Source organism: Streptomyces canus, from assembly GCF_001514145.1.
Taxonomy (GTDB): Bacteria; Actinomycetota; Actinomycetes; order Streptomycetales; family Streptomycetaceae; genus Streptomyces; species Streptomyces canus.
In genome coordinates this window covers 59,069-79,550 of the sequence record NZ_KQ948678.1, presented here as the reverse complement: position 1 = coordinate 79,550, position 20,482 = coordinate 59,069, and the positions used below count along the sequence as shown (strand labels likewise).

Genomic DNA, 20,482 nt, shown 5'->3' with positions numbered 1-20,482 from the left:
GTTCGCTGTCCGTCCGCACAGGCTACCCGGCCACCTCCTACTAGTTGTAGAAGGTATGCTCCGAGCTTCAAACCACGAACTACTACAACTCGTAGAGTTCCGCCGCTCCCGTCCCCTGCGGAGGAAACCCATGCCCCACCGCGCGAGCACGGCGCTCAGACACACACTCACGGGCACGCCTCCTCCGCAGTCCGCCGCGACGCCCGGCGCGGGACGGGTCGCGATCGTCTCCGCGAGCGTGGGAGCCGGTCACGACGGTGCCGCCGCCGAGCTCGCCCGCCGTCTCGCCGCGCAGGGCTACACCGTGGACCGCCTCGACCTGCTGGACCTGCTCCCCGCCCACCTGGGCCGCACCGTCCAGGAGGGCTATCATCGGATGCTGGTGCGAGCCCCCTGGGCCTACCAGCGGATCTACTCCAGCACCGAGCGCGCCGGGGGTGGCGGCCCGGTGGCGCGGGCGCTGCTGCGCACGGCACAGGACCGGGTACTGCGCGCCCTGCCGCCGGGCACCGACGCCGTCGTCTCCACCTACCCCGGGGCCAGCCGAGTCCTGGGCAACCTGCGCCTGGACGGTCGACTGGCCGTGCCGGTCCTCACCTATCTGACCGACTTCTCGGTGCATCCGCTGTGGGTCGCGCCGGGTGTGGACGTCCACCTCGCCGCTCACGCCGTGCCCGCCGCCCAGGCGCGCACGGCCGGGGCCCGGGACGTGCGCGTGCGCGGGCCGGTCACGGACCCTCGTTTCCGGCCCTGCGACGTACGGGGGCGTGGCCGCGCCCGGGAGAGGTTCGGGCTGCCGTCCCACGCCCCGCTGGCTCTGCTGGTCGCCGGGTCCTGGGGGGTGGGCTCGGTCCGTACGGTGGCCCGGGAGCTGCGTGACTGCGGCGCCGCCTTCCCGGTCGTCGTCTGCGGCCGCAACGAGGCCCTGGCCGAGCAGCTGCGCGCCGACGGCATCGACCATGCCTTCGGCTGGGTCGACGACATGCCCTCCCTGATGCACGCCGCCGACGTCCTCGTCCAGAACGCCGGCGGGCTCACCTCGCTGGAGGCATTCGCCTGCGGCCTGCCCGTGGCCAGTTATCGCTGCATACCCGGGCACGGGCTGACCAACGCCGCCGCCCTGGACGAAGCCGGCGCAGCCGTCTGGATACGCGACCCGGCCGACCTCAAGGCGGTGCTGTGCGAGCTGATCGACGGCCCGCTCGGACGTCGGCAACGGGCAACGGGATTCGCCCTGTTCGCTCAGTCCCCCGACGGCTGCCCGACGGCCGAGATTGCGCGCGTGCACCGGTCCGGACTCCCCGACCGGGGTTTTCGTCCGGTTGCACCCCGGCACCGTACGACGCGCCGGCTCGCCGCCACGGCCGTCCTCGCGTCCGTCGTGTGGGCCGGCGCCGTCGCCACCGGGGTGGCGACGACCTACGACGGTCCCGACCTCGTCCACGCCATCAGCCACCGCCTCGACCCGGACGGCTTCCCACCCGAGCACACCTCCCCGCCGGAAGACGACCACTCGTGAACATCGCCCCGACGCTGCGCACGGCCGCCCTCGCCGCCGTACCCGTCCTCGCCGCCGCCCACGCCGCACCCGTCGTCTCCACCTTCGGACCGCTGCGCAACCGCCTCATGCCCCGCCTCTCGGGCCGCGGCCGCATGAACCACATCGCCCTGACCTTCGACGACGGCCCCGACCCCCGCTCCACGCCGCACTTTCTACGGCTGCTCGCCGGGCGCGGAGTGCACGCCACGTTCTTCCTGCTCGGCGGCGAGGCACACCGCTCCCCCGGCCTGGTCCGCGAGATCGCGGCGGCCGGTCACGAGGTCGCCGTCCACGGCTGGCTGCACCGCCCCCTCCTGCTGCGTGGCCCGCGTGCCACCTATGACGACTTCCGCCGGGCCCGCGACACCGTCGCCGCGATCACCGGACGGCAGCCCACACTCTTCCGGCCCCCGTACGGCGTCATGTCCACCGCGGCCCACCTCGCGGCCCGCCGCCTCGACCTGACCCCGGTGCTGTGGACCTGCTGGGGGGAGGACTGGACGGCACGCGCCACCCCGCGCACCGTCCACCGCACCGTCACCGCCGACCTGGACGGCGGCGGCACGATCCTGCTGCACGACTCGGACTGCACCTCCGCCCCCGGCGCCTGGCGCTCGACGCTGGGCGCGCTGCCCCGGATCCTCGACACCTGTCAGGAACGGGGCTACGGCGTCGGCCCGCTGCGCGACCACGGCTGACCAGCACGAATGCCGAACAGTCGGGGTACGGGCTCGGCAACACACCTCGCCAGCAGCTGCCGCGGCTTCGCCAGGCGTGCCCGTGCGTGTACGCCCGCCTGGCGCCCTCGCTACAGGATCGCGGAAGGAGCAGCCGGGATGTGGGCCGTGAGGCCATCGCGGTCGTCCAGGCGGCCCGTGTCCTGATGAACAGGCTGATCGTGGCCACGAGGGTCATCCCTCGATGCAACTGCTGGGGCCCGGCGCCCGGGGCACCGGACGCCCGGGTCGGGGGTGGCGCCGTCGGGTTCGTGGCCGCGCGCCGCAAGGTCCAGGTGCCGGTCCCTGTGCGAGAGGTGTCGCCCATGACGCCCGGCTCCTCTGTCTCGGCTTTCGTTGTAGTGACCGTTTGCGTCCGGTCACCCACAGAACATCTACTACATCTTGTAGATGTAAGCTCGGCGAGTGCGGTTCCCTCCAGGCCACGTGCACGCGGATGGACGAATCGCAGACACAGGGTCACCGGAAAGGCATCCTCGCCATGACCACACCGATCCATCCGGCATCACAGCTGGCCGTGAACGTGCTGGACGCTCATTCGCTGCTGGCGGCGTTCGGCGTGCTGGGCGTCGGGGTGGTGATGTTCGCCGAGACAGGGCTGCTGGTCGGCTTCTTCCTGCCCGGCGACTCGCTGCTCTTCACGGCCGGTCTGCTGTGCACGGGCTCGGCGCAGGGGAGTGTGCACCTGTCGCTGGGGCCGCTCCTGGTCGCGGCGGCGGCAGGGTCTCTGGCCGGGGCGCAGTGCGGCTATGTGCTCGGCCGGAAGGCGGGTGGAGCACTGCTGGCCCGTAGCCGCTCGCAGCGTCTGCACGAGGGTGCGAAACGCGCCGAGGAACTGCTGGAGCGATACGGACACGCGAAGGCGATCGCGCTGGCCCGTTTCGTGCCGGTGGTGCGGACCGTACTCAATCCGATGGCCGGCGCGCTGGAGGTACCGGTGCGGACGTTCACGCTGTGGCAGATCATCGGCGGGCTCGTGTGGAGCCTCGGACTCACCCTCGCGGGGTACGCGCTGGGCTCGTCGATCCCGAACGTCGATCGTTACCTGCTCCCGCTGGTGGCGTTGATCATTTTCGTGTCTCTGATCCCCCTGGCTGCCGAGGTGTACAAGGCTCGGCGGGATGGCCGGCCCGAGGGGGGACGCAGGTGATCACGGCTTTCGACGGGTCGTCTGTCGACGGCCCCGCGTATCTGGATGTGGTGCGTCTGGCCCGGCATGCGCCGGCCTGGCTGGACGGAGCGGTGTCGTTCTGGTCGACGTACGGGCTCGCGGTGTTCGCCATGCTCGCGCTAGTCGGCTGGTGGTTCGCTCGACGGGATGGGCATGCGGCTGCGGTGAGGGCGCTGGCCGTACCGGTGGTCGTGGTCGTTGCGTATGGCGTGGATGCCCTGGTGAAGCTGGCGGTGCGCGAGGACCGGCCGTGCCAGAGCCTTCGGGTGAAGACGCTGGAGACGTGTCCGGCGCCCGGCGACTGGTCCTTCCCCAGCAACCACACGGCGATCGCCGCCGCCGCTGCCGTGGCCCTGCTCTTCGTCTCGCGTCGGCTGGGAGCGGTGGCGGCAGTGGCGGCCCTGGCGATGGCAGTCTCACGGGTGTGGGTCGGCGCGCACTATCCGCACGACGTCATGGCCGGCGCGCTGGTCGGTGGCCTCGTCGCACTGATGTCGATGCTCATGCTGCGACGGTGGTCGCGATCGGTGGACCGGTGGATCGCCTCCAGCCGCCTGCGCCAGCTGCTGAGCGCCTCATGAACCGGCGCGACGCCGCCGACCTGGCCGGGGCGGTCGGTCTCGGCGCTTGGGTGGCGTTCGGCGTCCTCACGATGGTGGTGCTCGGCCAGGACGGCGCTCAGCTGTGGTCGGACGGCGGGCTCCTGGCCTGGTCGCTCGGCCATCGGCCGGACGTCGCCGGGGCGCTGGCCCGAGGGGTGACCGATACCGGCAGCGGTGCCGTCCCTTACGTCCTCGCCGCGTTGGCCGGCATGGTCGCGGGACGAACCGTGCGGCGACGGATGGGGGCCGCCGCACTGGGCCTTGCCTGTCTGGGAACCGGTCAGGCGCTGCGCTACGGGGTGATGGCAGTCGTCCAGCGGCAGCGTCCCGCCCGTGCCGACTGGGCGGCGTCCGCGGGCGGTTGGGCGTTCCCCTCGGGACACACCACCACAGCGGCCCTCACTGCCGGTCTGCTGATCGTCGCGGTCTCACTGCGCGCCCCGAGCGGCGCCACCCCACTCCGGGTCGTCATCGGGTGCTGGGGCGTGCTGGTGGGCCTGTCCCGGGTCTATCTCGGCGTTCACTGGTTCACCGACGTCATCGGAGGCTGGCTGTTCGCCACCGGATGGCTCGGAGTCTGCCTGTACGCGATGATCCGGTGGCTGCCCGCATCGTTCGTCTCCGGCACGCCCCGTGCGCCGGACAATCCAACGGAAGGCCATGCGCCACAAGATCCTGGTCGTCGAGGACGATCACGCCCTGCGTGACGTGCTGCGTCGCGGCCTGCTCGACGAGGACTTCGACCCCGTGCCCGCCGCCGACGGCGCCACCGCCCTGCGGCTGGCCACCGACGACATCGCGGCCATCGTCCTGGACGTCGGGCTGCCCGACGCGGACGGCCGGGACGTCTGCCAGGCGCTGCGCGCGGGCGGGTTCGCCGCCCCGATCATCTTCCTGACGGCCCGCCATCACCTCACCGACCGGCTGTCCGGGTTCTCCGCCGGAGCCGACGACTACCTGTCCAAGCCGTTCCATCTCGCCGAACTCGTCGCCCGGCTGAGGGCCGCACTCAAACGGGCCGCACCCGCGACCGTGGCCACCGCCGGAGACCTGGTCCTGGACGCGACCCGGCACAGCGCACACGTCGGCGACGTCCATATCGACCTGTCTCCCACGGAGTTCCGACTGCTGGCCACGCTCATGGCCGCAGGCGGGACCCTCGTGTCCCGCCGCGACCTGGTCAGGGCCGCCTGGCCGGACGGCGCCCAGGTCAGCGACAACACCCTCGACCAGTATCTGAGCCGACTGCGCCGCAAGCTGCGCGAAGCGGGCAGCGGCCTCGGCCTCACCACGACACGCGGGATCGGGCACCGGCTGTCATGAACGGGCTCGCGCGCCGTCTGGCGCCCCGCACGCTGCGCGGTCGGCTCTCGCTCGTGGCCCTGACCACCGCCGCGCTTCTGATGACCGTGCTGACCGTCGTGTTCAACACCGCGATGGACCGGCACCTCCAGCACCAGGCTGACGACGAACTGCGCAACCGCGCCGCCGCCGTCGCCACCACCGTCGACACCAGCGGGCCCCGAGTGCGGGTCCTGGAGACCGTCAACGACAGCCTGCTCGACGCGAACGTGTGGATCTACGCCGGGACACGCCTGCTGGAGAAACCGCCGTCCGCCAGGGCCGACAGTGCGCTCACCCACGCCGCCGACCGGCTCGCCGCGCGGGGCAGCCCGGTCTGCGCGACCATGCAAACCGACAACCCCCGTTTCGTCCGCCTCTGCTCCCAACCCGTGTCCGGCCTCCGCAGCACCGCCACCGTCATCACGGCCACGGATCTCGCCCCCTACCGCAGCTCCGCCGACACCCTGCTGTCGGGCTCGCTGATCCTGGACGCTGTCATGCTCGCGTGCACCTACGCGCTGACGCGGCTGGCCGTCGGGCGGGCGCTGCGCCCCGTGCGCACCATGACCGACCAGGCCACCCAGTGGAGCGCCGTCGGTTCCGACCAGCGTTTCGGCGCCGCGGACCAGCCGGCCGAACTGGCCCGCCTGGGCACCTCGTTGGACGCACTGCTGGACCGCATCCGCACCGTACTGCGTCACGAGCAGCAGCTGACCGCGGAGTTGTCCCACGAACTGCGCACCCCGCTCACCCGGATCGTCGTCGAGCTCGACTGGTGGCGGGCCCGCCCTCGCTCGGCCGCCGAGACCGAGGCCACCCACGAGGCGATCGCGGAGGCCGCCCAGTCCATGCGCACCATCTGCGACACGCTGTTGAACGACGCCCGCGAAGGCGCGCAGAACACCACCACGGCCGTCGGTACCACCGCTGTCGCTCCCGTGCTGCGTCGGCTGGTCGAGGACCTCGACGCACGGAAGGAGCTGAAGACCGTCGTCGACGTGCCGGACCAGCAGATTGAGGCGGGCGTCGCTTCCGCTCTTCTCGAACGCATCGTCAGCCCGCTGCTGACCAATGCCGCTCGCTACGCCGGCGCCACGGTGACCGTGTCCGCAAGGCAGTTGCTTGGCGGCGTCCGCATCGACGTCACCGACGACGGTCCTGGCGTACCGGAGGAGTTCCTCGACGATCTCTTCCAGCCCGGCCGGCGCGCGGACTCGGGCGACGGGCACGACGGGGCAGGCCTGGGACTGCCGCTCGCGCGACGCCTGGCCCGCGCCGTCGGCGGCGAGGTCTCCCACGACCCCGAGCACACACCCGGAGCACGTTTCCTGGTCGACCTGCCCGCCGGATGACGTGATTCAGTCGGCCCGCCGGGCGACCGACTCCCGCTCCGTCATCTGCGGTGTTCTGCGCTCCTGCACCTGCGCGTAGGCCATCAGCCCGACCAGAACGGCCAGCAGCACGACGGAAGATCCCACAGTTCCGAGGTCCAGGCCGCCCTTGGCAACCGGCTTGGTCAGAAAGTCCCCGGCGGTCGCACCGAGGGGCCGGGTGAGCACGAAGGCGATCCAGAACAGCAGCACGTTCGGCACGACCGGCACCTTCACCAGCAGGACGAGGACGGCCAGTGCGCCCGTCACGAGCAGCGCGCCGCCGGCGTAACCGAGGCCGGAGCTGTCGGAGAGGAAGTCGCCCATGGAGGTACCGAGGGTGTTGGAGACGAGGATCGCCGACCAGAACAGGGCCTCGCCGCGGAAGGTGACGATGTCGCGGATCCGGAAGGTCATCCCGGTCGCCTTCCAGACGGCGAAGATCACCAGCAGGATCGAGACGAGGATCGCGGCACCGCTCGGATAGCCCAGGCCGAGGCCCTGCGGACCCCAGCCGAGTGAAGTGGCCCCGCCCGAGAGGTACTTGGCGCTCGCGTCACGGTTCATGAAGTCGGACATCGTGGTGCCCGCCATGCTGGTCGACAGGATCACCGTCCAGTAGAAGAACGGGTTGTAGTGGCCGGCCCTGAGCTGGACGACCAGTGTCACCACGAAGAGCACGAACAGGGCGATCGTGGTGAGGAAGTAGCCGAGTTTCAGGGTCTGCGCGAAGAGGTCGCCGGCCGTCTCGCCGAGGGTGGTCGCGGCGATCTTCATGATCCAGAACGCCAGGGTGACCTCGGGGAGTTTCTTCATGACCGACTTCGTCGTGCTCGCCACGTCGAGATCGGTGAGCATTTCCGGTTTCTGCAAGGTGGGGGGCTCCCATGCGGTCGAACAGCAGGGCGCCCGACCGCGACACGAACAAGCACCCTGTGCAATCAGGCGACTCCGAAAGGTGATCGCCGGAACCGACCCTGGCAGCGCCACCCTGAACGCATCCTGAACGACTGCCGCGTGCCTGCTCAGGCCGCGTGTCGGGCGGCGTGCTGCGGCTGCGCCACGTCCTTTCGGGTCACCGAGAGATAGATGACCAGGCCGAGGATGACCGTGAGGAACAGCGCACTGGTGATGACGGTGCCCAGGCCCCGGCCGCCGTCACCGGTGGGCTGGGAGAGGTAGTCGCCGATGGACGCGCCCAGCGGACGAGTGAGGATGTAGGCGATCCAGAAGCTCCACACCACGTCCAGGCCGAGCTTGAAGTGCGCGAGGGCGACCGCGGCGATGGCCAGGCCGAACAGGACCGCGGAGAGCCAGCAGCCCAGGTTCATGCGCTCGGAGACCAGGTCACCGGCCGCGGTGCCGAGGGCGAAGGTGAACAGGACGGCGAGCCAGTAGTAGGACTCGCGGCTCGTGGTGTCGATGTGGTGGATGGACAGCGTCCGCTCACGCCGGTACCAGACCACGAAGACGATCGCGAGGATGATCGCGAAGACGGTGGTGCTGGTCTCCAGCGGTACGCCCATGTTGTCGGTCAGGTTGTCGCTGATCAGCGTGCCGACGACGCTGATCAGGGCGACGGCCGTCCAGTACACCCCCGCACGGTAGGCGCTGGTGCGGAACTGCACGACCAGGACGACCGCCAGCAAGGCGCTCATCAGCACCGACACACCGGTCAGGCCGAGACCGGCCTTCTCGTTGAGCAGGTCGGCCGCGGTCTCGCCGACCGTCGTGCACAGCACCTTGATGACCCAGAAGTAGACGGTGACTTCGGGCACCTTGTTCCAGCCCAGTCGACGACCGGAGGGTGACACCTGGGGGTCGGCCGCCGAGGGCCCGGGCGTCTGTGAGGTCTCGTATGTCATGAGGCCCGACCGTGCCACGGGACACCTGAACGCATCCTGACTGCCGTACGTCACCGGCTGCCCCATCCGCCTCTCCCGAGCACTATGAGTCCATGACGACTCATGATCACGGCTCCTGCATGGCGGCGTTCCGCCCCGCCCCGTCCACCGCTATGGAAGAAGGCCGCCTTGAGCCGCCCGACTGTCGCCCAACCGCCTGCTGACGGGATGACGGCCTGGCTGCGCCGTCGGCTCGGCCGGGCCGTCGTGCTGTCCTACGTCGCCGCCCTCCTCCTGCCCGGCCCTGGCCTGTGGCTGCGCCGCGACCACACCGTGCCGATCGGCACCGTCACCGGCCTGCCCTTGAGCACCGCCCCACTGCTGTCGACGCGCTCGTCGCCACCATGCACTGGATCAACACCCACAGCGCGTCCGACATCGCGAACAAACTGCCGACGTCGTTCGTGTCGAACCAACTGGTGACCAAGGCCGACTACATCCAGGCACTGACCGAGGACAAGGGTCAGTTCCTCCCGGACGGCATCATGCCGGCCGGCGGCCCGAAGACCTCCCTGGCGACGGAGAAACTGGTCGGCAATGTGAAGGGGTCGGTGGACCTCAGCAAGACGTTCACCAACGACTTCGCCCTCCAGGCCAACAAGACCGAGGGCTTCAAGACCACCACGACCCCGGCAGGACCGACCGGCTGAACCCCCCGCCCGGCAGGACGCCGCCCAGGTGACATCCACCTGGGCGGCCCCGCACGCCCGCTGTGCGCCGTAGCCGCGACCTCGCCGTCACAAGCCGTCAGGAAAGGAAGGCCACGCGGACGCCCTGCCTGACTCCGGCCAGAAATCTGCGCGGAGGCCTGACCGTCTTCTACATTGGCCTCGGATGCGTGGACTCCGCGCCGCTGCTCGGCGAGGAGTGTGCTCCGCGTTCGCCAGTTGCCTCGGCCGGCCCCGCGCACGAGCCGACCGCAGCACTCGGGCACTCGGCACCGCTTCCCTGTACTGGCGCGGCGATCAGGCTCACGGTGACGAGAGCCCCGCCCGACGGACGGTTGGCCAGGCTCACCCGGCCGCCGTGTGCCGCGGCGATCATGGCGACAATGGCGAGGCCGAGCCCACCGGCACTCTCGTCGGCCGACGAGCCCGACGGTGGCCCGGCGAGCATGGCCGGCGGGAAGCCCTGGCCCTCGTCACCCACGCACAACTTCACGGCACTGTCCGCTCGTTCGGTGCTCAGGACGATGCGGCCGGGCCCCGACGGGCCGGAGTGGCGCAGGGCGTTGTCGAGGAGGTTGTGCAGGACTTGGCGCAGCCGTACCGGATCGGCGTCGGCGGTTGCCTCGGGGGCCGCAAACGTCTCCACGGTGAGCGTCGCACCCTCAGCGGTCGCGCGGGCGCGGAACGCCTCGGCCGCGTCGGTGAGCAGTCGTGGCAGGGGCACCGGTTCGCGGCGCAGTGGGAGCCGACCCTGTCGGGTGCGGGCCAGGACGAGGAGGTCCTCGGCGAGCCCGACGAGCCGGTCGGTCTCGGTGGCGGCGGAACGTAGGGCGGCTTCGAGTTCGGCGCGGTCGCGCGGGCGTGCCGTGGCCAGCTCGAGCTCGGCCCGCAGCAGGGCCAGCGGGGTGCGCAGCTCGTGTCCGGCGGTGTCGACGAAACGGTGCTCGCGTTCCAGTGCTTCCTGGAGGCGCGCGAGCATGGCGTTGAGGGTGTGCGCGAGACGGGCCAGTTCGTCCCCGGTCGGTGGAACGGTCAGGCGCCGTTCCGGCTCGGTCTCGGAGATCGCGGCGGCTTCCCGGCGGATTCGCCCGACCGGTCGCAGGGCCGCGCCCGCCAGCAGCCAGCCCGCGTACGAGGACGCCGCCAGGGCGAGCGGCCCGCCGATGAGCAGCAGGAGCAGCAGCCGGTCCAGTGCCTCCGCGCGGTCGCCGAGCGGTGCGCCGACGACGAGGACGGCGGGCTGTTCGACCGTCCCCGGCAGACGGACGGGCAGGGCGAGCAGTCGGGCCGGGTCGTCGATGCCCACGACATGGCGGCTGAGGAAGACCGGCTCGTTGACGGTCCGTGCGGTGCCGGGCGACAGCATGGGCGCGGCTGCGACGGCCGGGGTGGTCTCGACGACGTCACCGTGCAGCGTGAGGATCTGGCCGAACGACTCGTCGGGGTCGATGAGTCCACTGCCCGCGTCCAGCGGGGCCCGTTCGCGCTGGGCCAGGGAGCCGACGGTGGCAGCGGCCCGTGCGCGCAGGTCGAGGTCGACGGCACGGGTCAGTTCGGTGCCCATCCGGGTGTAGAGGAAGGCACCCAGGGCGGTGAGCACCGTCGCCATCGCCAGACAGAAGGCGAGGGTCAGGCGGAGCCGGAGGGGGAGACGGACGGGGAGCCTAGCCAACAGGGCGCGCATGATCCGCATCGTCCTTGCGGTTCGCATCGTCCTTGCGGTCGTCTCTCAGCCAGTAGCCGGCGCCCCGGCTGGTGCGTAGTGACCGCCGTCCGAAGGGCCGGTCGATCTTCTGCCGCAGGTAGCCCACGTACACCTCCACGACGTTCGAGTCCGCGTCGAAGGTGAAGTCCCAGACGTGTCCGATGAGTTCGGCCTTGGACAGCACCTGGCCGGGCCGCCGCATCAGGCACTCCAGCAGCGCGAACTCCTTGGCCGTCAAGGTGATCGGCGTACCGTCACGGGCCACGGAGCGGGTCGCTGGATCGAGGCTGAGGTCGCCGACGGTGAGCACGGCGGGCCGTTCGCGGGCGCCCCGGCGCATCAGCGCGCGCAGCCGGGACAATAGTTCGGCGAGTGCGAAGGGCTTGACGAGGTAGTCGTCCGCGCCCAGATCCAGACCGCGCACCCGGTCCTCGACGGCGTCCCGTGCGGTGAGCAGCAGGACGGGCGCCCACCGGCCGGCGGCGCGGATCTCACGCAGCACACCGAACCCGTCGGTGCCCGGCAGCATCACGTCCAGGACGATCACGTCGTAGTCGGTCTCCCCGGCGTACCAGAGGCCGTCCTCGCCGGTGGCGGCCACGTCGACCGCGAAGCCGTTCTCCGTCAGGCAGCGCCGCAGCAGCTCGGCCATGGGCGCTTCGTCCTCGACCACGAGAATCCGCATGGCGCCTCCTCGCGCAGGCCCTGCTGGTGTCCAGCGTAGTGGGGGGTGGCTAAGGAGACGCTGAGTCGATCCGACCGCACCCCTCAGGGGCTCGTGGGGACCGTTTCAGGGTCCCCTTAGCCACTCGCGAGCAGGCTCGAACCCACAGTTCGACGAGGGAGTCCCGATGATAAGCAAAGGATCGAAACGCGGCGCACTGGTCCTCACCGTCGTCGCCGGCTGCACGGCCACGGTCGTGCTGACGGCCTGTTCCCCGGGTTCGGGAAGCTCAAGCCACCAACCCGCGGCACCGACGACGACCACTCCCGCTCCCCGCAGCTTCTCGGCGACCGTCGACAACCCGTGGTTCCCGCTCCCGCCCGGCCGGACGCTGGTCTACAGCGGCATCAAGGACGGTGCCAAATCCACGGAGTACCTCACCGCCACCCGCGAGACCGAGAAGATCACCGGCATCCCCTGCCGCGTCGTCGAGGACCGCCTCTACACCGGCCGCACCCTCCACGAGGCCACCCGCGACTACTACGCCCAGGACGCCGCCGGGAACGTCTGGTACTTCGGCGAGGACACCGCCGAACTCGACGCCCACGGCAACATGCTCTCCACCGAGGGCACCTGGCGCGCAGGCCGTGACGGCGCCCGCCCGGGCATCTTCCTGCCCGCCCACCCCGTACCCGGCGCTGCCGGACAGCAGGAGTACTACCCCGGCCAGGCCGAGGACCGCTTCCAGGTCCTGGACCTGACGTCGCGCGTGTCCGTCCCGTACAAGACCTTCACCGGGGCCCTGCGCACGAAGGAATGGACGCCGCTGGAGCCCGGGGTCGTGGACAACAAGTACTACGTGAAGGGCATCGGCACGGTGAAGGAGGTCACGGTCAAGGGCGGCCCCTTCGAGGAGAACGTGTTGACGGCGGTCAGGGGCTAGGAGGCGCTGGACCAGGCCAGGCCAGGCACGGGTGTGTCGTCACGGTCGACGGCTGGTTCTGGCGGCACGAGGGTTGCGAGCACCGCCACCGGCTCACAGCGCCGAACGGCGGGCCAGCAACCCCAGGACCAGCAGTCCCGGTGCCATCGGCAGCCATCCGGTGAGCAGGCGATAGCCGATGACCGCCGAGATCGCCGTGTGCCCCGGTGCCCCGGCGGCCGTGAGCGCGAAGGCGAGCGCGGCGTCCAGCGACCCCAGTCCACCGGGCGTGGGGAGCAGGGCCGCCGCGCCGCTGGCAACAAGGTAGGCCATCACCACATGGCTCGTGGGCAACGCGAGACCGAGGGCGTGGACCACAGCGACGACCACGCCCGCGTGCAGCAACGCGAACGCGACCGAGCCGCCCCACAGCGCGCAGGCCCGCCCTCGGGAGCGATGCACCTCCCGCACGTCGGTCACGGCCCGCCCCACCGCCCGCCTGAGCCGACCGCTGGCCACCACCGCCGGCACGACGCCTGCCGCCGCCACCGGCGCCAGGACCAGCACGTGTGGGACCCGCGCCGACAGCGGGACAGCGCCCGGTGATGCCACCAGCAGGACGACGCCCAGCACGCACCGGACGATCCCGCCGACCGCCGCCTTCACAGCCAGCGCGGTCGCCGAGCGCCTGGTGGACAGGCCGCACCGCGTCAGGAACCGCAGGTTGACCAGGCTCGCCCCCGCCCCTGCGGGCAGGATGTGGTTGGCGGCGCACGCCGCGAACTGAGCGGCCACCAGCCGTCCCTTCGGCAGCCGCTCGATGACCGCCCCCTGCTGCGCCACAGCCGCGCACACCCACGTGGCGACAGTGGCGAAGCAGGCGAGCACCAGCCATTCCCCGTCGGCGGCGGCCAGTTGGTCGGTACCGCTGTCGAGGGTGGCCCGATGCGCCGCGAGCATGCCGACGGAGGCGACGAGCACCGCGAGGGTGATGCCCAGCCGCACGTAGTGGCGCCTGCTGGCGGTCACGCTCACGCTGCCGGACACAGTCACCGCGGTCACCGCCCCTGCCGGACGAATGGAGCGACGTAGGCGTGGTGAACGCCGGCCCGCTCCCTGGACCAGGTGCGCGCGTAGGCGGGCGGCGGGTCGCCGGGCTGGGCGAGGACGCGCGGCATGACGTGAGCTCGCCAGACGCGCAGGGCCACGTAGAGGACCAGACCGGAGAGAACCACCAGGTAGACCCGCAGAACAATGGTGGAGTCGGACCACGACGCAATCGGCGCGACGAGGAGAGAGATGCCGTGGGCGCGAGGCGCGCTGAAGAAGGCGGCGGGAACTTGGCCGCTGACCTGGCTGACGTAGACCGTCTCGTCCCAGCCGAGACCGAGATCAGGTCGTACGAGGACGAGCTGGGCAAGCGTGAAAGCCCCCGCGACGGCCGCGAGCCAAGGTTCGCCCCACCGGCCCCGAGGCCGGGCGGTCCGCGGTGGGAAGCCGGTGCGAAGGGCACTGGTCGTCGTGACGTTCGAGCTGTCGGCCATCCTGCACCTTTCGTCGTCACGCGCCCCGGAACCATGTTCTCCTACATTTCGTAGGAGAACATCTCACAGTACGGTTCGTCGGTTAGAGGCGGGTGAGAAGGCGCCCCTCACCTCACCAAGGTGAGGGGGTTGGCAGGCTGCAGCCCCCGCGACAGGCCCGAACGGCGTAGTGCCGACGAGCCCCAGTGATCTCGGCTGCCCGTGCACCGTTCAGGTTGCGTTCATGCTCGAAGTGCGATCGTGCGGATCATGACCGCAGAGCCCGTCCTCGATGAACACCCCCTCGCCCCCGTACGCCAACTGGCAAACAAGGTGCCGCACGTGACCGTCTACTTCTGGATCATCAAGGTGCTGACCACCGGAATGGGCGAGACGGCGTCCGACCTCCTGGCCCGCACGCTCGGCCCGATTCCGGCGGTCGCGCTCGGCGGCCTCGCCCTGGCGGCCTCCCTGGCCGTCCAGTTCGCTCTCCGCCGGTACGTCGCCTGGGCCTACTGGACGGCCGTCGTCATGGTCAGCGTGTTCGGCACCATGGCCGCCGACGTCCTGCACGTCGGCCTCGGCGTGCCCTACGCCGTGTCGACACCAGCCTTCCTCACCGCACTGGCCGCGGTCTTCGCCCTCTGGTACGCGAGCGAGCGCACCCTTTCCATCCACACCGTCCGGACTCGCCGCCGCGAGGCGTTCTACTGGGCGGCCGTCCTCGCGACCTTCGCCCTCGGCACCGCCGCAGGCGACCTGACCGCCACCATCGGCTTCGGCTACCTGGGCTCGGTCGCCCTCTTCGCCGCCGCCATCTGCGCACCCGCCCTGGCCCACCGCTTCGGCACCCTGGGCGCAGTGACCGCCTTCTGGACCGCGTACGTCATCACGCGCCCCCTCGGAGCCTCGCTCGCCGACTGGATGGCAATTTCCCGCACCCGCGGTGGCCTCGACTTCGGCCTGGGACCGGTCACCCTCGCCTGGACGGCAGCGATCATCGGATTTGTCGGTTACCTGGCCGTGTCACAACGCGACAGGGGCGCGCACGCCACGGCATGAGGCAAGGGCGCGCTGGGCCGTTTCCTGTACCGGCCGTTATCCCGGTGCTCGCCTCGGCCACAGCCCTCTCGCGCGGCCCGTCGCACCCACACGCCACCCGGGCAGAAGGCCGACTCGAAGATCACCAGACGGCACTTGCGATTCCTCGCGTCCAGCCGGCGTCCAGAATCGCGCGTCCAGGCCTCGAAAACGTCGGCCACGGAAGCGTGCCCAACGCCCAAGCCATCACATCAGAGCAGGTCAGAGCGATTCAAACTCACGCCTGCAGCCCTAGAGTTGAAGTCACGAGCAGCGGATTTTGTCTCGTTGCACCAAAGTCCTGAATCCGCACCCCTGCTGAGACGTTTCCGCAGGTCACAGACCTGCACAGTGGGGCGGGTGGGACTCGAACCCACGGCCGACGGATTATGAGTCCTTTGAGGATCTTGGCGGTCCTTGCCGATCAGTGTCGAATCACGCCGTTCTTGCAGGTCAGACGTGTGCACCTGTGTCGGCCTTGCGCGGTCCTTGTCGGTTGGTTCCTGTCCTTGCGGTCCCTTTGTGGTCCCTGTCGTTCCCTGAGGGGGCCTGCCCGATAGGGAATCCCGACTGTCACTACAGCTCAGCAGACGCGGTCGGAACTTCGCGCAGCGGATTCCCATTCCCCCGCACAGAGGCCCTGCACCCGGTGCTGAGGAGCGGGGCCGCTGCGGCAAGTCGTCGCAGTCCAGGACTGTGCCGCACCCTCACGCTGCCACACCAGCGGATCTGCGAGCGCCGGTGTGACAGCCGCAGTTCGCGTCAGTGGGTGACCGAGTAGGAGTGGGCGCCGGTGCCGGCCAGGGCGCCTCCTTCGACGATCAGGTACTCGCCGCGGATCGGGCTGCCCGACAGCCAAGACTCCAAAATCTCGCGGGTGCCGGCCGCGTAGCGGGCCTGTGCGGAGAGGGAGGAGCCGGAGATGTGCGGGGTCATCCCGTGGTGAGGCATGGTGCGCCAAGGGTGGTCGGCGGGGGCGGGCTGAGGATACCAGACGTCGCCCGCGTAGCCCGCCAGCTGGCCGCTGCGCAGGGCGCGTTCGATTGCGTCCTGGTCGACGATCTTTGCGCGGGCCGTGTTGATGAGGTGGGCGCCGCGTTTCATCGTGGCCAGCAGTTCGTCGCCGAAGAGGCCCTCGGTCTCCGGGTGGAGCGGCGCGTTGATCGTGACGAGGTCGCAGTGCGGGACCATGTCGGCGGTTGTCGGATGGAAGGTCAGGTTCAGCTCCTCCTCCACCTCGCGCGGCAGCCGGTGGCGGTCCGTGTAGTGCAGTTTCACGTCGAAGGGGGCGAGGCGGCGCAGGACCGCGAGGCCGATGCGGCCTGCGGCGACCGTTCCGACGTGCATGCCTTCCAGGTCGTAGGAGCGGGCCACGCAGTCGGCGATGTTCCAGCCGCCGTCGAGGACCACCTGGTGCGAGGGCAAGTAGTTGCGGACGAGCGACAGCGTCATCATCACCACGTGTTCGGCGACGCTGATGCTGTTGCAGTACGTCACCTCGGCGACCGTCACGCCGTGGGCGATCGCGGCGTCGAGGTCGACGTGGTCGGAGCCGATGCCCGCGGTGATGGCGAGCTTGAGGTTCTTCGCGGCGGCCATGCGCTCGGGGGTCAGGTACGCGGGCCAGAACGGCTGCGAGATCACGACGTCCGCGTCGGGCAGTTCGCGGTCGAAGACGGAGCCGTCGCCGTCCTTGTCGGAGGTGACGACGAGGGTGTGCCCGGCCTTCTCCAGGAAGGCACGCAAGCCGAGTTCCCCGGAGACGCTGCCGAGCAGGTGGCCCGGGGTGAAGTCGACGGCCTCGGGGGTGGGGGTGGTCTGGCCGCCGGGGTAGTGGTCGATCACGGGGAGGTCGTCCCGGGCGTATGTGGTGGGGTGTCCGCCGGTGGGGTCGTCGTACAGGACGCAGAGCACCTTGGCCATGGTCACGGCTCCTCAACTGCGTTGCTGGAAAGTGCTGTTCACGATCCCCGGGGTCGACCGCCCTGGTCAAAGCGAACTTCGCTATGCCGGGATAGCCCTCGACTATCAGCGGGGGCCGGCGCCTTCCAGGTGCGTCCGCAGCAACTCGTCCAGTGCGTCCCGTACCCGTGCCTCCCGTGCCACCTTGAGCAGTGCCTGCGCCAGTACCGACTGCGGTTCGCCGCCAGCGACGACCAGTCCGACCCGTGGTCCGCGCGCGGGCCCGTCCAGGGGCACCACCCGCATGCCGTCCGGTACGCCGAACATGTGCAGCCACGCGTGCGAGATGACGCTGGACCAGCGGCCGGCGGGCAGGTGTGTGTAGAGCCCGGCGACGCTGTCCGACTCGATGGCGGGTGTGGCGGTGGCATCGTCGGCGGCGAAGCACTCGTCGATGATGCGGCGGTTGCGCATCCGCGGGTTCAGTAGGCACAGCGGCAGGGTGGCGGCCTGCGACCAGCGTGCCCGGGTCGCGTCGGCGAGTGGGCCGTCGACCGGGGTGAGGAGTACGTATCGCTCCTCGTACAGCGGGAAGCGGCGCACCTGGCGCAGGGTGTCGTCGTCGAGGTACGTCATCGCGGCGTCGAGTTCGAATTCGGTCAGTTTGTGGGTGATGTCAGCGGAGGACAGGGACTCCAGGGAGACCCTGGCTCTGGGGTGCTGGTCGCAGAAGGGGGTGGTGAGGAGGGAGGCGGCGGGCAGTGCGGTGGGGACGATGCCGAGGCGCAGGGTGCCGGTCAGGCCGCCGCGCAGGGCCGACAACTCCTGTTGCAGGGCGTCTTGTTCGGCGAGGATGCGGTGTGCCCAGGCGAGGACGACCTCTCCTTCGGGGGTGAGGCCTTCGTAGCGTCTGCCGCGCCGCACGATTGGTACGTCCAGTTCGTGTTCGAGGCGGCGGATCGCGGCGGACAGCGAGGGCTGGGAGACGTAGCAGGCGGCTGCCGCGCGGGCGAAGTGGTGTTCCCGGGCGAGCGCGACGAGGTACTCCAGCTGGCGCAGCAGCATGATCGTCCTCCACGGCGGGATGCGGCTCCAGGCTTCGGGTGTGCCGACGTACAGCATGGGGCAGGCCGCGCGCCTGCTGAGGGTAAGTCCGAGCTCCCGCTGACGCAGGACCGTGTGGCTGGCCCCTGACGGAGCCGGGGCGACGGATCAGCCGAGGGTGAGCAGTTCCTCGTAGAAGCCTCCGAACTCCCGTTCCTGGTCGATGAGATGGATCTCCAGGATCCAGTGGCAGGAGCGCCCTGCCTTGTCGGTGCGCCGCAGCGGGGTGTCGTTGGCGGGGGCGATGTACGACTCCGTGTCCGCGCCGTCGATCTTCTCGTGCGGGAACTCCCCTACCAGGTGCCCGGCATGCCAGCCGCCCAGCTCCCACCCGGCCTCTTTCGCGAGCCGCTCGACCTCGGCGTACAGCCGCGCCCCGGTGATGTCCGGGTCGGTCTCGAAGAACTCCCGCCCGGCCGCGAAGACCCTCGGCAGGTCGTCGCGCAGCCGGTGCTTGACGGGGTCGTCGCCCAGCACGAATGTCCGGCCGAAGTCGGCCTCGTACTCCTCGAAGATCGGCCCGAAGTCGGCGAACACGATGTCGTCCGCGCCGATCATCCGGTCCGGTGGGTTCTCACGGTAGGGCTTCAGTGTGTTGGGTCCGGAGCGCACGATCCGCTTGTGCCAGTGCCGGGTCGTGCCGAACAGCTCGTTCGCCAGGTCCCGGACGCGGTCGCTGCCCGCTCGCCCTGACCCGGCGCGATGAGACCGCGCTTTTCGATCTCCGTGAAGAGCCGTTCGGCCTTGGCCTGGGCGTCCAGCAGTCGTGCCGCGCGCGTGGGTTCGTCGTCCGCCATGGGCCCGAAGGTAGGCTGCCAGATCGTTTCTCGGCAACCGAGAACAGCCACGGGGAAAGGTGGGTGTCCTGCACGTGCCCGAGACGATGCGCGACAAGCTCAGGTCGATTCCGGTGTTCGCGGACGTGGGTGGCGGCCGTTTCCAGGGGTACGGCCTCCCGGACAACCCGTTGTCCGCGATCGGCGAGTGGATCCTCGCAGCCGGCGCTGCGGGCCAGCCGGAACCGCACTCCATGAGTCTGTGCACGGTCGATGCGTCGGGGGTGCCGTCCAGCCGGGTTCTGATCGTCAAGGACATCGACGACGACTCCCTGTTCTTCGCGACCCCGTCCGACAGCCGCAAGGGCCTCGACATCGCCGCGAATCCGCACGTGGCGGCCCACTTCCACTGGCCGGTGACCGGTCGGCAGGTACGGATCGCGGGCACTGCGGCCGACCAGGGCCGCACCGCCTCGGAGAGGGACTTCGCCGAGCGGGGGCGAGGTTCCCGGCTCGCCGCTCACCTCCACCGACCCGGTCCGCTCCCCGACCGGCAGGCGGCGCTGGACGAGCTCGAACGGCTCGAGACGCTCTACCCGGGCGTGGTGCCGTGCCCGGCGACCTGGACCCTGTACGCCATCACCCCCACCGAGGTCGAGTTCTGGGAGGCGAGTACCGACCGGGTCCATTACAGGGTGATGTACCGCAGGGACACCACCGGCACCGGCTGGAGGCACGAGCTGCTCTGGCCCTGAAAGACGAGGCCAGAGGCTCAGGAGAGCAGGATCAGCGGCACCGGGTCGCCGGCACTCCAGTGCGGCGGTACGGCGGCCAGCGCGTCAGCGAGGGCGGCGCCGTGCAGGAACGCGGGGCGGTGGCCGCCGACGGGGCGTGCGGTGGCGCCGTCCCAGGTGACCGGGAGGAGGCGGGTGCGCCCGGGGGCGGTGCGGATGTCGCCGGCCAGTGGGATGCGGGGCAGGGCGGGCAACGGACGTCCCGTCAAGCCCGCGAGGAGCGGGGCGAGCAGGGTGTGTGCGGCAGTCAGGGCGGCGTACGGGTTGCCGGGCAGGCCCAGGATCCAGTGGCCGTTCGGGAGTTGGGCGAGCAGTTGCGGATGGCCGGGGCGGCAGGCAACCGTGTCCACGATCCACCGGGCGCCACTCTCTGCCAGCAGCACCCGCAGTTGGTCGGTGGCACCGACCGAGGTGGAGCCGGTCACCACCGTGACGTCGGTGTCGGAGGTGGTGTGGATGGCGGTGGCCAGTGACCGGGCGGGATGGTCGGGCACATGGCGTACGTCGGTCGTCTCGCCGCCCAGGCCATCGATCAGCGGGGGCAGCAGTGGGCCCAGTGCGTCGCGTACCCGGCCGGGGCCAGGGCGGCCGGTACGGACGAGTTCGTCGCCGGTGACCAGGACACGGACGCGGGGGCCCGGCATGTTGCACCGCGCAACTGGGTAGGTCTGCCAGT

At 70.6% G+C, this 20,482-nt stretch carries 20 protein-coding genes and 1 pseudogene; 11 read left to right on the top strand and 10 right to left on the bottom strand.

The window, feature by feature from the left end; all coding sequences use genetic code 11:
• The first annotated feature begins 130 nt into the window (after window positions 1-130).
• The 7 genes from AQJ46_RS45175 to AQJ46_RS45145 all read left to right on the top strand — a co-directional run bounded on the left by AQJ46_RS45175 (window position 131) and on the right by AQJ46_RS45145 (window position 6,746).
• Window positions 131-1,519: a glycosyltransferase gene (locus AQJ46_RS45175; RefSeq protein WP_059211182.1), complete on the top strand. Its 1,389-nt coding sequence runs from the start codon at window positions 131-133 to the stop codon at window positions 1,517-1,519.
• Entirely contained in the window at window positions 1,516-2,238 is a 723-nt protein-coding gene (locus tag AQJ46_RS45170) for a polysaccharide deacetylase family protein (protein ID WP_059211181.1), read from the top strand. Before AQJ46_RS45175 ends, AQJ46_RS45170 begins: the two co-directional genes overlap by 4 nt.
• Window positions 2,239-2,758: 520 nt before the next feature.
• Window positions 2,759-3,427, top strand: a complete 669-nt coding sequence (locus AQJ46_RS45165) for a DedA family protein (protein ID WP_059211234.1) — start codon at window positions 2,759-2,761, stop codon at window positions 3,425-3,427.
• The gene (locus tag AQJ46_RS45160) at window positions 3,424-4,029 is read left to right on the top strand and encodes a phosphatase PAP2 family protein (protein ID WP_059211180.1); all 606 of its coding nucleotides are present in this window, start codon (window positions 3,424-3,426) and stop codon (window positions 4,027-4,029) included. Before AQJ46_RS45165 ends, AQJ46_RS45160 begins: the two co-directional genes overlap by 4 nt.
• Window positions 4,026-4,757, top strand: coding sequence for a phosphatase PAP2 family protein (locus tag AQJ46_RS45155; protein ID WP_059211179.1), 732 nt, complete (start codon window positions 4,026-4,028; stop codon window positions 4,755-4,757). The genes AQJ46_RS45160 and AQJ46_RS45155 overlap by 4 nt, the downstream gene beginning before the upstream one ends.
• Complete coding sequence (locus AQJ46_RS45150; RefSeq protein WP_059211178.1) at window positions 4,711-5,373, top strand: response regulator transcription factor; 663 nt, start codon at window positions 4,711-4,713, stop codon at window positions 5,371-5,373. Before AQJ46_RS45155 ends, AQJ46_RS45150 begins: the two co-directional genes overlap by 47 nt.
• Window positions 5,370-6,746, top strand: coding sequence for a sensor histidine kinase (locus AQJ46_RS45145; protein WP_059211177.1), 1,377 nt, complete (start codon window positions 5,370-5,372; stop codon window positions 6,744-6,746). Before AQJ46_RS45150 ends, AQJ46_RS45145 begins: the two co-directional genes overlap by 4 nt.
• Window positions 6,747-6,752: 6 nt before the next feature.
• Here AQJ46_RS45145 and AQJ46_RS45140 read toward each other — a convergent pair whose 3' ends face one another.
• Window positions 6,753-7,637, bottom strand: a complete 885-nt coding sequence (locus AQJ46_RS45140) for a COG4705 family protein (protein ID WP_059211176.1) — start codon at window positions 7,635-7,637, stop codon at window positions 6,753-6,755.
• A 152-nt stretch (window positions 7,638-7,789) separates the two neighbouring features.
• Entirely contained in the window at window positions 7,790-8,629 is an 840-nt protein-coding gene (locus tag AQJ46_RS45135; protein ID WP_059211175.1) for a COG4705 family protein, read from the bottom strand.
• A 383-nt stretch (window positions 8,630-9,012) separates the two neighbouring features.
• Between AQJ46_RS45135 and AQJ46_RS45130 the strand changes: the two genes are divergently transcribed.
• On the top strand, window positions 9,013-9,318 hold the full coding sequence (locus AQJ46_RS45130) for a hypothetical protein (RefSeq protein WP_059211174.1): 306 nt from the start codon (window positions 9,013-9,015) through the stop codon (window positions 9,316-9,318).
• 169 nt (window positions 9,319-9,487) lie between these two features.
• On the opposite strand, the gene AQJ46_RS45125 is transcribed toward AQJ46_RS45130, so the two are convergent.
• Window positions 9,488-11,020, bottom strand: coding sequence for a HAMP domain-containing sensor histidine kinase (locus AQJ46_RS45125; protein WP_059211173.1), 1,533 nt, complete (start codon window positions 11,018-11,020; stop codon window positions 9,488-9,490).
• Window positions 11,001-11,726 carry a response regulator transcription factor gene (locus AQJ46_RS45120; RefSeq protein ID WP_059211172.1) on the bottom strand — a complete coding sequence of 242 codons (726 nt, stop codon included), beginning with the start codon at window positions 11,724-11,726 and terminating at the stop codon, window positions 11,001-11,003. Before AQJ46_RS45120 ends, AQJ46_RS45125 begins: the two co-directional genes overlap by 20 nt.
• 166 nt (window positions 11,727-11,892) lie before the next feature.
• On the opposite strand from AQJ46_RS45120, the gene AQJ46_RS45115 reads away from it, so the two are divergent.
• Window positions 11,893-12,648: a hypothetical protein gene (locus tag AQJ46_RS45115; RefSeq protein ID WP_059211171.1), complete on the top strand. Its 756-nt coding sequence runs from the start codon at window positions 11,893-11,895 to the stop codon at window positions 12,646-12,648.
• 93 nt (window positions 12,649-12,741) lie between these two features.
• Here AQJ46_RS45115 and AQJ46_RS45110 read toward each other — a convergent pair whose 3' ends face one another.
• Both AQJ46_RS45110 and AQJ46_RS45105 read right to left on the bottom strand, forming a co-directional pair.
• The gene (locus tag AQJ46_RS45110; RefSeq protein ID WP_225887591.1) at window positions 12,742-13,656 is read right to left on the bottom strand and encodes a lysylphosphatidylglycerol synthase transmembrane domain-containing protein; all 915 of its coding nucleotides are present in this window, start codon (window positions 13,654-13,656) and stop codon (window positions 12,742-12,744) included.
• A 29-nt stretch (window positions 13,657-13,685) separates the two neighbouring features.
• Window positions 13,686-14,171, bottom strand: a complete 486-nt coding sequence (locus AQJ46_RS45105; RefSeq protein WP_059211170.1) for a hypothetical protein — start codon at window positions 14,169-14,171, stop codon at window positions 13,686-13,688.
• A gap of 249 nt (window positions 14,172-14,420) precedes the next feature.
• On the opposite strand from AQJ46_RS45105, the gene AQJ46_RS45100 reads away from it, so the two are divergent.
• Complete coding sequence (locus AQJ46_RS45100; RefSeq protein ID WP_059211232.1) at window positions 14,421-15,212, top strand: COG4705 family protein; 792 nt, start codon at window positions 14,421-14,423, stop codon at window positions 15,210-15,212.
• A 780-nt stretch (window positions 15,213-15,992) separates the two neighbouring features.
• Here AQJ46_RS45100 and AQJ46_RS45095 read toward each other — a convergent pair.
• The 3 genes and pseudogenes from AQJ46_RS45095 to AQJ46_RS45085 all read right to left on the bottom strand — a co-directional run bounded on the left by AQJ46_RS45095 (window position 15,993) and on the right by AQJ46_RS45085 (window position 19,033).
• Complete coding sequence (locus tag AQJ46_RS45095; RefSeq protein ID WP_059211169.1) at window positions 15,993-17,153, bottom strand: NAD-dependent formate dehydrogenase; 1,161 nt, start codon at window positions 17,151-17,153, stop codon at window positions 15,993-15,995.
• 105 nt (window positions 17,154-17,258) lie between these two features.
• The gene (locus tag AQJ46_RS45090; RefSeq protein ID WP_059211168.1) at window positions 17,259-18,197 is read right to left on the bottom strand and encodes a LysR family transcriptional regulator; all 939 of its coding nucleotides are present in this window, start codon (window positions 18,195-18,197) and stop codon (window positions 17,259-17,261) included.
• Between the two features lie 147 nt (window positions 18,198-18,344).
• Window positions 18,345-19,033, bottom strand: a pseudogene (locus AQJ46_RS45085) (M24 family metallopeptidase).
• A gap of 74 nt (window positions 19,034-19,107) precedes the next feature.
• Here AQJ46_RS45085 and AQJ46_RS45080 point away from each other — a divergent pair.
• Window positions 19,108-19,767: a pyridoxine/pyridoxamine 5'-phosphate oxidase gene (locus AQJ46_RS45080; RefSeq protein ID WP_159064174.1), complete on the top strand. Its 660-nt coding sequence runs from the start codon at window positions 19,108-19,110 to the stop codon at window positions 19,765-19,767.
• A gap of 17 nt (window positions 19,768-19,784) precedes the next feature.
• On the opposite strand, the gene AQJ46_RS45075 is transcribed toward AQJ46_RS45080, so the two are convergent.
• Entirely contained in the window at window positions 19,785-20,450 is a 666-nt protein-coding gene (locus AQJ46_RS45075; protein WP_059211166.1) for a molybdopterin-binding protein, read from the bottom strand.
• Window positions 20,451-20,482 lie beyond the last annotated feature (32 nt).

Bases quoted from the DNA above. Each gene is read 5' to 3' on its own strand.
- AQJ46_RS45175 (WP_059211182.1), top strand. From the start codon at position 131: ATGCCCCACCGCGCGAGCACGGCGCTCAGACACACACTCACGGGCACG.
- AQJ46_RS45165 (WP_059211234.1), top strand. From the start codon at position 2,759: ATGACCACACCGATCCATCCGGCATCACAGCTGGCCGTGAACGTGCTG.
- AQJ46_RS45155 (WP_059211179.1), top strand. From the start codon at position 4,026: ATGAACCGGCGCGACGCCGCCGACCTGGCCGGGGCGGTCGGTCTCGGC.
- AQJ46_RS45150 (WP_059211178.1), top strand. From the start codon at position 4,711: ATGCGCCACAAGATCCTGGTCGTCGAGGACGATCACGCCCTGCGTGAC.
- AQJ46_RS45145 (WP_059211177.1), top strand. From the start codon at position 5,370: ATGAACGGGCTCGCGCGCCGTCTGGCGCCCCGCACGCTGCGCGGTCGG.
- AQJ46_RS45135 (WP_059211175.1), bottom strand. From the start codon at position 8,629: ATGACATACGAGACCTCACAGACGCCCGGGCCCTCGGCGGCCGACCCC.
- AQJ46_RS45130 (WP_059211174.1), top strand. From the start codon at position 9,013: ATGCACTGGATCAACACCCACAGCGCGTCCGACATCGCGAACAAACTG.
- AQJ46_RS45125 (WP_059211173.1), bottom strand. From the start codon at position 11,020: ATGCGCGCCCTGTTGGCTAGGCTCCCCGTCCGTCTCCCCCTCCGGCTC.
- AQJ46_RS45120 (WP_059211172.1), bottom strand. From the start codon at position 11,726: ATGCGGATTCTCGTGGTCGAGGACGAAGCGCCCATGGCCGAGCTGCTG.
- AQJ46_RS45115 (WP_059211171.1), top strand. From the start codon at position 11,893: ATGATAAGCAAAGGATCGAAACGCGGCGCACTGGTCCTCACCGTCGTC.
- AQJ46_RS45105 (WP_059211170.1), bottom strand. From the start codon at position 14,171: ATGGCCGACAGCTCGAACGTCACGACGACCAGTGCCCTTCGCACCGGC.
- AQJ46_RS45100 (WP_059211232.1), top strand. From the start codon at position 14,421: ATGACCGCAGAGCCCGTCCTCGATGAACACCCCCTCGCCCCCGTACGC.
- AQJ46_RS45095 (WP_059211169.1), bottom strand. From the start codon at position 17,153: ATGGCCAAGGTGCTCTGCGTCCTGTACGACGACCCCACCGGCGGACAC.
- AQJ46_RS45090 (WP_059211168.1), bottom strand. From the start codon at position 18,197: ATGCTGCTGCGCCAGCTGGAGTACCTCGTCGCGCTCGCCCGGGAACAC.
- AQJ46_RS45075 (WP_059211166.1), bottom strand. From the start codon at position 20,450: ATGCCGGGCCCCCGCGTCCGTGTCCTGGTCACCGGCGACGAACTCGTC.